This is a genomic window from Paenibacillus sp. FSL M7-0420 (genome assembly GCF_038002345.1).
Taxonomy (GTDB): Bacteria; Bacillota; Bacilli; order Paenibacillales; family Paenibacillaceae; genus Paenibacillus_AQ.
On sequence record NZ_JBBOCJ010000001.1, the window covers coordinates 5898147 to 5910308 of the forward strand.

Consider the following 12162-nt stretch of genomic DNA (forward strand, 5'->3'; position numbering starts at 1 on the left):
GGCGTCCCTCTCTTGCAGTCCGGCTACCCCCGGCGCAGAGTCAGCACAGTAAGCTCCGGGCGGCACAGGAAGCGCAACGGCATCAATGTCTCGCCGAACCCCCTGTTCACATACACTGGCATGGCCTTATTCTCTGTATAATACAAGCCGTCTATGTATTTCTGAGATCCGTAGGGCGTGAACGGCGCGCCGACCAGCGGCAGGCGAATCTGACCGCCGTGGCTATGCCCCGAGAGCTGAAGGTGAAACGGGTACGCTTCCGCCACCTCGGCGTAATCCGGCTCATGCATCAGCAGTACCGTGAAGATGCCGTCCGGAATATGCTGCACAGCTGCCTCCGGGTCCGGCTTGCCGTGCAGCATATCATCCAGTCCTGCTACAGCAATCGTCGCTCCGCCTTGCTTGATCAGATAGGACTCGTTCCGCAGGACGCGGAATCCGGCCTCCGTCAGCAGACGGGTCAGCAGCTCCGTATTCTTGTAATCATGATTCCCGAGGATGGCATACTTCCCAAGCGGAGCCTGTAGCTCTGCCAGCAAGGGGACTGAGTCGGTCAGATCCTCGGCATAGCTGTCTACGATATCCCCGGTGAAGCAGATCAGATCCGGCTGCTCTTCCTTGATATGCTTCGTCAGCCGGGCCAGATCCTTCGCATCCTTGTTGAAGCCCAGATGCACATCGCTGAAATGAACCAGCCGGGTCCCGGCGAACGCGGACGGCAGCTCCGCAAGCGGCAGCTCCCGGCGGGTCACCTCTAACCAGTTCGGCTCCCCTTGCCAGGCATAGCCGCCGGCGAGGAGACCCGCCCCTACCACCGCTCCTGCCCCCCGGGCCAGAAACTGGCGGCGGGTCATCTTGCGGCCGCTTCGGCCTTCCGGCAGCGGGGGACCCGTTCCTGCGCCGTCTGGCGCAGCGGGAACTGTACGCCCGGGAGAGCGCCCGAACGGCTTTTTGCTCATAGGGAGATTCTCCTTTCCATCATGAAATTTATTGGGTTCATATTGCTTATTATTTCTGCCTGAAATCCTGCGTTCCCTGCTCCTCCAGCTCCTCTTCCTTATCCTCTACGGCTTCATCCACCTTATCATCAATATCTACTTCAATGGCCGCCTCAATCTCTTCCTCCGTGGTATTTCCCCCAAGAATCTTGCGGAACAAGCCCAGCATGGACAGCGCATAAGCGACCGTAATGAAGCTGAAGCAGATCTGCATAACTACAACCAGCCTTGAGGTATTATCTATGGGAGCTATATCCCCGTAACCGACTGTCGTAAAAGTAGCCACGCTGAAATAGAGGAATGTAATCAACTGGCTAAGCAGATCCTGGCCCAAGCCTTCTCCCTGGAACGAGGACTGTCCAAACAGCTTATAAATCGATGTATATACGACTGTAAAAAAAACAATGCAGGTGAACGCAGCGGTGCTGATCCGGACCAGCGTCTGCTGCAGCCTGACTTCCTTGCTGTTGGAATCCCTGATTTCATGGAAAATAAACAGAATATAGAACAGGACTGAAGCCAGGACAAAAAACAGAATCAGTCCGCGCAGTCCCCGGTTGCCGGGCACAATCGTCCCCAGATCGATCAGGTTCAGCAGATCCTCCACCGAGATCAGCGCATAGATCAGAATAGGAGCGAGCAGCACGCCTCTGCCCATCCAGTTCAGCTTCATCCGGCCAAACCTCAGTACCAGGAATACAATGACAATGATATTGAAGGCCCAGATCCACCATGCCATAGCCTTTACGCTCCTGTTCTAAGCTCCCGGCTTCCCGCCGGGAAGGTCCTCATCCGGTCCTGCCGGCACCCGCAAAGCAGCGGCTTGCCCGGACTTATACTACCCCTTAGTGTGCTGACCGGCTCCAGTCTTAGCCCGCGAGTCCTCCTCTGGTCCGCTAATGACCCTGATCCGGCATTCTTCCTCAGGAGCTTCGCGGTAGGCGCGGGCAATTCCCTTATCCTTAATGTCCGCCCGGCTGACCCGCCGCTGCTTGAAGCTTACTTCAACCTCCTGTGTGAACGGGAACGGAGTCAGGGTCAGCGTCGCACTGTCCTGCCACTCCGCCTCAATGGCACGGCCGGAGGTGAAGCTGAATTCCTCGCTGCCGGAGAAGCCGTCTACGAACCAGGGATGCTTCTCGGATTCGGCGCTGCCCGGCCTACTAAGCGCCAAGAACAGCGACAGATCATCGCAGAATTGCAGCAGTCTGGCGTCATAATACAGCTCGCCTTCTTCAAGCGGCTTGCTCTGCTCCAGCTCCCGGTGGATACGGGCGCGGCGGTCCGCTTCACCCTCCAGATATTGCGTCAGCTCCGGGCACTCCTCACCCGACACCTCAATCAGCCGTTCAAAATGCGAGCTGCACAGCAGCGCCCCGTATGGCGTCTTCGCTTCCACCTCATCGATTCCCCGTCTATAAAAGGTCAGCTTCGGCACAACGGGAAAATCGAGGAAGCTGTAAGGCAGCCCCTCCGCATCATTCCAGAACGGTGTCTCATCCAGATCAATCCAGCCCCGGTCATGGTTGCTTACTGCCCACAATACCTCAGCCCGGCGGCCTTCCGCGGGCGTATGCTCTTCCTTGAACCACTTAGCAAATTCTCCAGCCAGCAGCCCGTGCTCATGCTGCTTCGTCATTACAAGCGTTCCATCCTGTTCACGGCAAATCACAGTCATTCCTCCCCGTTATCCGCTGTCAGGCGGCAATCTCCAAAATATAAGAATTTATAGGTTTTACGCTATAAATTATCCTTCTATTTCTCGCTGAAACGATACCGTCCTTAAAAGGACGGCAAAGCCGTTTCCACTTGGCTATGTAGATTATAACATATTCACCTATATTTATTGGAACCTGCACACGTATGGCTATTCTATGCAGCTACAGGCTCTTCATTACAGGCTGTCTACACATGTACCCTTTTTCCAGCCGACCAGAAACATCCTATGCCAGGCGCAGCCAAACAGGCCACTCAGGAATGACACCTGAATGGCCTGCTACGATTCTCACTATAGAGAAATGGGCTACACTGCCTCAGACACCCAGCCAGCGCTTGAACATATGCTTCGTTGTCTGCTTGTTGATCTCGGCAATGGAGGTGGTCAGCGGAATGCCCTTCGGGCAGGCCCGCACACAGTTCTGCGAGTTACCGCAGCCGTCGATGCCGCCGTCATCCATGAGCGCATCCAGGCGCTCTTCAGCATTCATCTCTCCTGTAGGGTGAGCGTTGAACAGGCGCACCTGGGAGATGGCTGCCGGCCCGATGAAGTCAGTCTTCTCATTGACATTCGGACAAGCCTCCAGACAGACGCCGCAAGTCATGCATTTAGACAGCTCATACGCCCACTGGCGTTTCTTCTCCGGCATACGCGGTCCCGGACCGAGATCATACGTGCCGTCAATCGGAATCCAGGCCTTGACCCGCTTCAGGGCATTGAACATCCGGCTGCGGTCAATCACCAGGTCGCGGACGACCGGGAAGGTCTTCATCGGCTCAATGCGCACCGGCTGCTCCAGATTGTCGATCAGCGCTGCACAGGCCTGACGGGGCTTGCCGTTGATCACCATGGAGCAAGCACCGCAGACCTCTTCCAGACAGTTGGATTCCCAGCATACAGGAACTGTATTATCGCCTTTTGCGTTCACCGGATTACGCTGAATCTCCATCAGTGCGCTGATCACGTTCATCCCCGGGCGGTAGGCAAGCTCGAACTCCTCCGTATAGGGGCTGGTCTCCGGTTCATCCTGGCGGGTAATAATAAATTTCACATTTTTGGGAGCTGCTGCTGTTTCCGCCATGTCAGTTACCTCCTAGAAAATTTGGTTAGTCTAACCGATCAGTCCTTCGAGTAATCCCGCACGCGCGGAGGAATCAGTGATACATCGACTTCCTCGTAGGAGATCTGCGGGCCGTCAGCCGTCCAGGCCGCTTTGGTGGTCTTGAGGAATTCCTCATCATTACGTGTCGGGAACTCCGGCTTGTAATGTGCGCCCCGACTCTCATTACGCAGGAGGGCTCCAAGCGTCATCGCCTCCGACAGCTCCAGCATGTTCCACAGCTGGCGGGTGAAGGCCACGCCCTGGTTGCTCCAGCGCGAAGTGTCGCTCATATTGATATTTTTGTAGCGTTCCTTCAGCTCTTTGATTTTGCCGATCGTCGCTTCCAGCTTCTTGTTCTCACGCACCACGGTCATGTTCGCCGTCATCCATTCGCCAAGCTCCTTATGGATCACGTAAGCATTCTCTGTGCCAGTCATCCCCAGCAGCGACTCATATTTATCGGTCTGCGTCTTGTGGAAGCTGTCGAACACCGTGGAGGAGATATCCTGCACCGATTTCTTAAGGCCCTTGATGTATTCCACAGCCTTCGGACCGGAGACCATCCCGCCATAAATGGCAGAGACCAGGGAATTCGCTCCCAGACGGTTGGCCCCGTGGTATTGATATTCACATTCCCCTGCCGCGAACAAGCCGGGAATATTCGTCATTTGATTATAGTCGACCCACATGCCGCCCATCGAATAATGCACAGCCGGGAAGATTTTCATCGGAATCTTGCGGGGATCATCCCCCATGAACTTCTCGTAGATCTCAATAATGCCGCCCAGCTTAACGTCAAGCTCCTTCGGGTCCTTATGCGACAGATCCAGGTAGACCATGTTCTCGCCGTTAATGCCCAGCCCCTGATCCACACACACATTGAAAATCTCACGGGTAGCAATATCGCGCGGCACCAGGTTACCGTACGAAGGATATTTCTCTTCAAGGAAGTACCACGGCTTACCGTCCTTATAGGTCCAGATCCGCCCGCCTTCACCGCGCGCCGATTCCGACATCAGCCGCAGCTTGTCATCGCCGGGAATCGCCGTCGGGTGAATCTGAATGAATTCCCCGTTCGCATAATGCACACCCTGTTGATACACGGCGCTTGCTGCGGTTCCTGTGTTGATGACCGAATTCGTGGTTTTGCCGAAAATAATCCCCGGACCGCCGCTGGCCAGAATGACCGCGTCCGCCGGGAAGGTCTGAATCTCCATCGTCTTGAGATTCTGGGCGCTGATACCGCGGCAGACCCGCTCGTCATCCAGAATCACCGAGAGGAATTCCCAGTTCTCGCTCTTGGTAACCAGGCCTTCCGCCTCCCAGCGGCGCACCTGCTCATCCAGTGCATAGAGCAGCTGCTGACCGGTAGTCGCACCCGCGAAGGCTGTACGGTGGCGCTTGGTTCCGCCGAACCGGCGGAAGTCAAGCAGCCCCTCCGGCGTACGGTTGAACATTACGCCCATCCGGTCCATCAGGTGAATAATGCCGGGTGCCGCTTCGCACATGGCCTTCACCGGAGGCTGGTTGGCCAGGAAGTCGCCGCCATAGACGGTATCGTCGAAATGCTCCCAGGGCGAGTCGCCCTCGCCCTTGGTATTCACGGCGCCATTGATGCCGCCTTGCGCGCAGACGGAATGTGATCTTTTGACAGGGACCAGTGAGAATAGATGTACATGCGCGCCGGATTCAGCGGCCTTAATGGTAGCCATCAGGCCGGCCAGACCGCCGCCCACGATGATGATATCGGCTGATGCCATGATTGTTCCCCTCCTAAAAGTTTTGTGAGCGTGTCAGCAGCACAAGTTAACCGCTTCCACGCACCTCTATATTCTTAAATAAAACTGCGCACTGACTGCATCGCCGTAGCGGCAGTTTGGAATTCATCGTTACGGAAGGTAACCAGCGACAGGACGAACATGAAAGTAACGATAACAAAAATACCTAGGCAAAGTACGGACGATACTCTCTGCGAACGCGGACCCACCGTGATTCCCCAGCTGATCAGGAACGACCATAGACCGTTGGAGAAGTGGAAGCAGGCAGCCACGATTCCGACAATATAGAGAGTCATCAGCAGCGGCTGGGTCACAATGTTATGCATCACTCCGCCAAGCTGATCATGCTCCACCTTGCCGAGCGCTACCTGGACGCGGGTGTCCCACAGATGCCAGACAATGAAGATGAAGGTGACAACTCCGCTGATCCGCTGCAGCGTATAACGCCAGTTGCGCTCAAGATTGTAGCGGTTCAGGTTCGGCTTGGACTGGTACGCGATGTACAGGCCGTAGACTCCATGGTACAGCAGCGGCAGCCAGATGCCGAACAATTCCAGGAAGAAGACAAGCGGCAGGCTGTTCAGCCACAGCACACTGTCTGTGAAACCAGAAGCGCCACCCTCTACTGCTGCGAAGTTCGTCAGCATGTGCTCAAGGAAGAATGCCCCGAGCGGGATAACGCCGAGCAAGGAATGAATCTTTCTGGAATAAAATCCTCTCATGCAAAGTGTCCCCTTTCCATATAAAACAGCGTTTTCACAAGTCTTTTTAAAGAGCATACACCGCCGGGAGTACAGTTGAAACAGGGCAGCGGCAGGCTTGATTTACCGGCTAATAGTCTGTTTTCACCACTATCCATTGTTTTCCCGGACTTTGCTGAATAATTCACAATATGTGAATATCTTGTGTCACTTTTCATGTTACTCTTTTTTTGCTTATAAGGGAATTGCAATCTAATTATTAATCGTTATACAATAATTGCATAAGAATATTTTTAATATGATAATAATTCTCATTTAGCTTCATTAATAACTTACAATTTAGGGTTGCCTTCCTGCTCATCAGGAGAACCTTGGATCATCGGCTATACTTTTTATCACAGTTGGATGGGAATTTGGGAGAGAGGAGCACTTTGAAATGTATGATGATTTAGATGCGTTTGCTGCGGTGGTGGAGCACTCCAGCCTGAACCGGGCCTCGCGCCAGCTCAACCTGTCCCAACCTGCCCTCTCCCGCAAAATCTCCAAGCTGGAGGAGCGGCTCGGCGTCGCCCTGTTCAACCGCTTCGGCAAGCGCCTGGAGCTTACAGAGGTTGGCCGGCTTACCTACACCTATGCGCTGGAGCAGCGGCAGCAGCGTTCCAAGTTCCTGGAAGCGTTATCGAAGTTCAAGGAGGGCGAGCCGCAGCTCGTAACCCTGGGTGCCAGCCTGACCACATTGCAGACCACCCTGCCTCCCCTCGTAAAAGCGTACACCGAGAAATATCCGGCAGCCGAGCTGAAGCTCATCACCGGGAAGACCCATGAGATGGTTACCGCTGTCAGCGAAGGCAAATGCGATGTCGCCATCATCGCCTCCCAGGTCCGGGAGCCGGGGCTGCGCTGCATCCCGCTGTTCGAGGACCAGCTCCGGCTGGTCGTCTCCGAGCAGCATCCGCTGACCCTGACGCCGCGGCTCACCATGGAGCATCTCTCCCGGCTGCCGATGATTCTTTTCTCCAAGGGAACCTGGTACCGCCGGACGACAGATGATCTGTTCCAGCGCTGCGGGGTGGATCCCGATGTACGGATGGAGATCGATTCCTTCGAGGCCATCGTCCGTCTGCTGCCCACCATCAAAGCTGCGGCCCTGCTGCCGAATTCGTATCTTCGCCCGGAGCTGCTGAACGGCGGGGGACTGGTCTCCCTGCACATCAAGGAGCTGGAGCAGACGCAGCGGACCACTTGCCTCATCTACCAGAGCAGCGGCGGACTCAGTACGGCAGCGCGCTGCCTGGTGCAGGTGACGGAGGATGTCTTCCTAAACAGCCGCGAGTAGCGGCGGGGAACACAGCAATCACCCGGCAAGCCTCCGTAATGCTACGGATCGGCCTGCCGGGTGAGGATACTGCCGGGTAATTTTTTTGCTATACTAAGCCAGACTTACACAAGATTAACGGAACTTGCCTGCATCAATTGCCGCCTGCTTCTCATCCAGAATCTCCTGGTAGCCTGCCTCCAGATACGTCTTCTTGGCGGCTTCATACGTAGCATCGAATTCAGCTTCTGGAGCGAGCACCACCTTCACGTACAGCTCCTGGAACAGCGTATTCAGATCGGCCTTGTATTCGTTCACCTTCTCCAGCACCACATTGAACAGGGCATCCGGTGTACGGAATTCGGCAACCTCGTCATAATACTTCACCAGATCATCCGCCAGCGGCTCATAACCGGCCGGTGCCCAGTTGCGCAGGTTGGCCTTGCGGGTCTTGGCTTCATCCGGGTACTGGGCAATTTCTGTCACCAGACCCCAATAGTCCTTGTTATTGTTCTGTGCCAGCACCGCTTCGCCCTTATAATCCGGATTCTTCAGCGCAATGCCGTCTGCGTCAAGCGTATAGTTCTCCCCTTCGATCCCGTTCTGGAACTTGAACAGGTTCTCCGGCTGGCTGAGCCATTCCAGATACATCCATACCGCTGCGCGTTCTTCAGGCGTAGACTCATAGTTAATCCCCATAATGAAGCCGAACGGCCAGTAAGCGCGTCCTTGAGGCTTATTGCCTTCCGGAACTCCCGCATACGGCGGCACTACCGCAAATTCAGCATCCGGGTTATTCTGCAGCGTAGCCGCAAAGACATCGGTGTTGTTCGCCAGATAGAAGCCGAAGTTGCCGGTTTTGCCTGCCACAAATTCAGCCTTAATCTTCGGTTCATCGTTACGCAGATAGAATTCCTTATCAATCAGGCCATTGTTATACTGATAATTGAGGTTACGCAGGTAAGCCTCAGTCTCCTCTGTAGTCAGATCGGCCACGCTGAGATCGGAATACAGCGCACGATATTTCGCATCCACCGGCCATTTACGGAACGGATAGTTGAAGTTGAAGAAGTTCTGCAGCAGATTGCCGCCGCTTACCCCGAGCCCGGCTTCCTTCCACTTGGCCAGCATCTCGTTATACTTCTCCAGCGAGGTCAGATCCTCAACCTTCATGCCTACCTTTTCCACCCAGTCCTTGCGGATAATGTTGACGAAGTTGTCCGCTTCAGGACGCGCAGCGAAGAAGAAGGTCTTCTGATCATCCACGGTACCATACTGTTCAATCGTCTCACCCATACTTTTCCAGTAGGTCGGCGCATAATTCTGAATCTCTGCATAGTCGAGCGGCTGCATCACATCCTCACCATAATAAGTAAGCGCTTGCGGCATATCATAGTGGAAAATAATATCCGGAGCCTTGTGCGAAGCCAGCAGCTGTTCGAAATCCGTTACTTCCTTGGAGCGGGTGATCGGCACATAATTAACCTCTATATTATATTTGTCGCCGAACTCCGCCTGCACCCAGCGGGTATAATAGTTATCGGACACGTTCCAGCCTTCATAGGCACGCTCATAGACCGGAATGTCGAGCGAGACTTTTTTCTCGAAGCCCTTGGAATAATCAGGATAGGCTCCTTCGGCTTGGTTCGTAGCAGCGGCTGTCTCGGCCGGCTTACTGCTGGATTCGGCTGTATCCTTGGTGTTATTTCCCCCGGAACACCCGGCCAGCAGGCCGGCCGTCATGACGGATGCCATCATTAACGAATACACGCTTCTTTTACTCATCGCAATTCCCCCATTTTTTGAATTTTCGTGATTCCAAAGAATGACTATATACCAGGGACGCAGGATTACTCCTTGACGGCTCCAAGCATAACACCTTGAACGAAGTATTTCTGGACGAACGGATACACACAGAGGATAGGCAAGGTAGCGAATACAACGACTGACGCCTTCAGAACTTCGGGATTGCTGAGCTGCACCTGGCTGGCCTCCAGCTGAAAGCTTTCACTTGCCTGAATGACCAGATAATACAGCTTGAGCTGAAGCGGCCGGAGCGAGGTCTCGTGCTTGATATAGAACAATGCGTCCTGATAAGCATTCCAGCGTCCCACTGCATAGAAGAGAGCGAGTGTCGCCATAATCGGCTTGGATAAAGGCAGCACAATGCTGAACAGAATCCGGAAATGCCCGGCACCGTCGATCCGCGCAGACTCTTCCAGACTTACGGGAATCCCGTGCGTTAGAGAAGTCTTCATAATCAGCAGATTGAAGGCACTGAAGGAGAGGGGCAGCACCAGTGACCAGATGGTATCCATCAGCCCCAGATTATTGATGTTCATATAGTCGGGAATGATGCCCCCGCTGAAATACATGGTGAACAGGAAGATGAAGGTGATCACCCTGCGGCCCTTGAACTGGGTTCGGGACAGCGGGTAGGCGGCGCAGATGGTCAGGATCATGCCCAGAATGGTGAACAGCACCGTCACGATGACCGAGATATACAGGGAACGGAGGATACTGGCATCCGCGAAGATTTTTTTATACGCTTCAATGGTGAAGCCCTGCGGCCACAGAAAGACCTTGTTGGCAATGACGAAGGAGTCAGAGCTCAGCGATTTCGATACGACATGAATGAACGGCAGCAGGCAGATCAATGAGATGATAATAATGACGAGGCGGATCAGCGTTTCCCAGATATCGATACGTGCTTTATGGGGTGCGGCAGTGCCTCCGGCAATTGCTTTCATGGTTCCTCTCCTTTCTACAAAATCCCATCCTCGCCAAGCTTCTTGGCTACGCGGTCCGCGGAAATGACCAGAATAATCCCGATGACGGACTGGAATAATCCGATGGCGGTCGCCCGGCTGAAATTACCACTCTCAATCCCCCAGCGGTACACCAGAACGGGAATGGTGGTGGTGAATTCCGTGGTGGCCTTGTTCTGGAGCGCGTATATCCGCTCGAAGGAGCCGTCCATTACTTTGCCCAGCGCCATAATCAAGAGCGTCACAATCGTTGCCCGGATCGATGGAAGGGTGATATTCCATACCTTTCTCCAGCGGCCTGCCCCGTCCACCGTAGCCGCTTCATACATCTCAGGGTTGATGCCGCTCATCGCCGCCAGGTAGATAATCGTGCCCCAGCCCATGCTCTGCCAGACCCCGATCACGAGATAGCTAATGAGCCAATTCGTATCCTGCTGCAGGAACGGAATCCGGGTGCCTCCCATCAGCTCTATGAGGTTATTGACAACGCCGCCCCCCTCACTGAGGAGCTGATACGCGATGGCTCCGATAATGACCCAGGAGAGGAAATGGGGCAAATACAGCACCGTCTGATTGATTCTTTTGAACCGTACACTCTTGATCTCGTTCAGCAGCAGAGCCAGCACAATCGGCATCGTGAAGCTGAAGCACAGGTCAAGCACGTTCAGCAGCAGAGTGTTGCGGACGGCCCGGATGAAATCAGGCTTGGCGAACAGGTCCTGGAAGACCTGCAGCCCGGCCCATTCACTGCCCCAGAAGCCTCTGGCGATCTTATAGTCCTTGAAGGCGATTACAAGTCCGGTCATGGGCAAATATTTGAATACGATGACAAAAGCCAGCGGAAGCATCACCAGCAGATAGAGCTGCCAATCCCGCTGTAAATAATAGCTGAACCCCTGTTTCCTTCTTAATAAAGGACTGTGATTCGTTTGTGAAGCGCTTGCAGCTTTCAACATATTCACCTCCTGCCTTGAATTCTTCTTGCCGGCTTCCGGCTCGTGTTCTCCGGCCTGGCTCCTATGCTACCGCCTTTGCCGGGTCTTGAATATCATGAGTATTGATGATCACCTATCACAATTGATTGCCAATGGATTACCGCCCGGCCCTCCAGGCCTCAGCCGCAGGAGAATAATCAAAACTGATAGGCATTCCCAAAATTAATAAAGCGCTTTCAATTAGGAGAGCAGGTACAAGTCGGATAGAAAGGCATGGCGAGGGATGGGGCCGGGGGAGATTGGAGTGATTGGGGCGATGAGGGAGCGATCAAGGAGCGATGATAGCTAACAGGGAGCGATTCGGGAGCTATGAGAGCTATCAGGAATGATTAGGGAGCTACTGTTGCTCACCCCGCCCGCTTTTACTAATATAGATTTGAACACTCCTACTTTCCACGAACTCAGGGGCACTTGTGCTCTTCATTTACTCAGTTGGCCAACTTTTCTGAAATTCAGGGGCACTTATGCTTCTCATCCGCTCACTTTCGGCTCCATCAGAGGGATTTATCCCTTTCATTTCCGCATCCAGCTCACTTTCAGCACTATCAGAGGGATTTATCCCTTTCTTTTCCGCATCCAGCCCACTTTCGGCTCCATCAGAGGGATTTATCCCTTTCTTTTCCGCATCCAGCTCACTTTCGGCACCACCAGAGGGATTTATCCCTTTCTTTTCCGCATCCAGCCCACTTTCGGCATCACCAGAGGGATTTATCCCTCTCATTTCCACCGCCTGCCCACTTTCCACCGACAAGCCGAAAAACCAAGATCCTTGAAACGAGATACCGGTC

Annotated in this window: 11 protein-coding genes; 1 reads left to right on the forward strand and 10 read right to left on the reverse strand. The window is 54.1% G+C overall.

Annotated features, from left to right (window positions below):
* Nucleotides 1-23: 23 nt before the first annotated feature.
* The 6 genes from MKX51_RS25135 to MKX51_RS25160 form a co-directional block, all read right to left on the reverse strand.
* A complete protein-coding gene (locus MKX51_RS25135) occupies nucleotides 24-959 on the reverse strand; it encodes a metallophosphoesterase (RefSeq protein WP_340994284.1) in 936 nt (311 codons plus the stop codon).
* A 49-nt stretch (nucleotides 960-1008) separates the two neighbouring features.
* The gene (locus tag MKX51_RS25140; protein WP_340938353.1) at nucleotides 1009-1737 is read right to left on the reverse strand and encodes an ion channel; all 729 of its coding nucleotides are present in this window, start codon (nucleotides 1735-1737) and stop codon (nucleotides 1009-1011) included.
* 99 nt (nucleotides 1738-1836) lie between these two features.
* A complete protein-coding gene (locus MKX51_RS25145; protein ID WP_340994285.1) occupies nucleotides 1837-2670 on the reverse strand; it encodes a DUF3891 family protein in 834 nt (277 codons plus the stop codon).
* A 361-nt stretch (nucleotides 2671-3031) separates the two neighbouring features.
* Nucleotides 3032-3796 carry a succinate dehydrogenase iron-sulfur subunit gene (gene sdhB, locus MKX51_RS25150; RefSeq protein ID WP_036727090.1) on the reverse strand — a complete coding sequence of 255 codons (765 nt, stop codon included), beginning with the start codon at nucleotides 3794-3796 and terminating at the stop codon, nucleotides 3032-3034.
* A gap of 38 nt (nucleotides 3797-3834) precedes the next feature.
* Nucleotides 3835-5577 (reverse strand): succinate dehydrogenase flavoprotein subunit, encoded by a 1743-nt coding sequence (gene sdhA, locus MKX51_RS25155; RefSeq protein WP_036701593.1) that lies wholly within the window; start codon nucleotides 5575-5577, stop codon nucleotides 3835-3837.
* 74 nt (nucleotides 5578-5651) lie between these two features.
* Entirely contained in the window at nucleotides 5652-6317 is a 666-nt protein-coding gene (locus MKX51_RS25160) for a succinate dehydrogenase cytochrome b558 subunit (RefSeq protein ID WP_076162220.1), read from the reverse strand.
* Nucleotides 6318-6732: 415 nt separating this feature from the next.
* Between MKX51_RS25160 and MKX51_RS25165 the strand changes: the two genes are divergently transcribed.
* The gene (locus MKX51_RS25165) at nucleotides 6733-7632 is read left to right on the forward strand and encodes a LysR family transcriptional regulator (protein ID WP_340994286.1); all 900 of its coding nucleotides are present in this window, start codon (nucleotides 6733-6735) and stop codon (nucleotides 7630-7632) included.
* 114 nt (nucleotides 7633-7746) lie between these two features.
* Here MKX51_RS25165 and MKX51_RS25170 read toward each other — a convergent pair whose 3' ends face one another.
* The 4 genes from MKX51_RS25170 to MKX51_RS25185 form a co-directional block, all read right to left on the reverse strand.
* Nucleotides 7747-9396 (reverse strand): ABC transporter substrate-binding protein, encoded by a 1650-nt coding sequence (locus MKX51_RS25170; protein WP_340938346.1) that lies wholly within the window; start codon nucleotides 9394-9396, stop codon nucleotides 7747-7749.
* Nucleotides 9397-9461: 65 nt separating this feature from the next.
* Nucleotides 9462-10361, reverse strand: a complete 900-nt coding sequence (locus MKX51_RS25175; RefSeq protein ID WP_340994287.1) for a carbohydrate ABC transporter permease — start codon at nucleotides 10359-10361, stop codon at nucleotides 9462-9464.
* A 14-nt stretch (nucleotides 10362-10375) separates the two neighbouring features.
* Nucleotides 10376-11335: an ABC transporter permease gene (locus MKX51_RS25180; RefSeq protein WP_209875949.1), complete on the reverse strand. Its 960-nt coding sequence runs from the start codon at nucleotides 11333-11335 to the stop codon at nucleotides 10376-10378.
* 463 nt (nucleotides 11336-11798) lie between these two features.
* Nucleotides 11799-12095: a hypothetical protein gene (locus MKX51_RS25185; protein WP_340994288.1), complete on the reverse strand. Its 297-nt coding sequence runs from the start codon at nucleotides 12093-12095 to the stop codon at nucleotides 11799-11801.
* Nucleotides 12096-12162: the final 67 nt, after the last annotated feature.

What these genes read in the sequence shown, in the direction of transcription:
- MKX51_RS25135 (WP_340994284.1), bottom strand. Translation starts at nt 959, where the DNA reads ATGAGCAAAAAGCCGTTCGGGCGCTCTCCCGGGCGTACAGTTCCCGCT.
- MKX51_RS25180 (WP_209875949.1), bottom strand. Translation starts at nt 11,335, where the DNA reads ATGTTGAAAGCTGCAAGCGCTTCACAAACGAATCACAGTCCTTTATTA.
- MKX51_RS25165 (WP_340994286.1), top strand. Translation starts at nt 6,733, where the DNA reads ATGTATGATGATTTAGATGCGTTTGCTGCGGTGGTGGAGCACTCCAGC.
- MKX51_RS25175 (WP_340994287.1), bottom strand. Translation starts at nt 10,361, where the DNA reads ATGAAAGCAATTGCCGGAGGCACTGCCGCACCCCATAAAGCACGTATC.
- sdhA (WP_036701593.1), bottom strand. Translation starts at nt 5,577, where the DNA reads ATGGCATCAGCCGATATCATCATCGTGGGCGGCGGTCTGGCCGGCCTG.
- sdhB (WP_036727090.1), bottom strand. Translation starts at nt 3,796, where the DNA reads ATGGCGGAAACAGCAGCAGCTCCCAAAAATGTGAAATTTATTATTACC.
- MKX51_RS25140 (WP_340938353.1), bottom strand. Translation starts at nt 1,737, where the DNA reads ATGGCATGGTGGATCTGGGCCTTCAATATCATTGTCATTGTATTCCTG.
- MKX51_RS25185 (WP_340994288.1), bottom strand. Translation starts at nt 12,095, where the DNA reads ATGAGAGGGATAAATCCCTCTGGTGATGCCGAAAGTGGGCTGGATGCG.
- MKX51_RS25160 (WP_076162220.1), bottom strand. Translation starts at nt 6,317, where the DNA reads ATGAGAGGATTTTATTCCAGAAAGATTCATTCCTTGCTCGGCGTTATC.
- MKX51_RS25170 (WP_340938346.1), bottom strand. Translation starts at nt 9,396, where the DNA reads ATGAGTAAAAGAAGCGTGTATTCGTTAATGATGGCATCCGTCATGACG.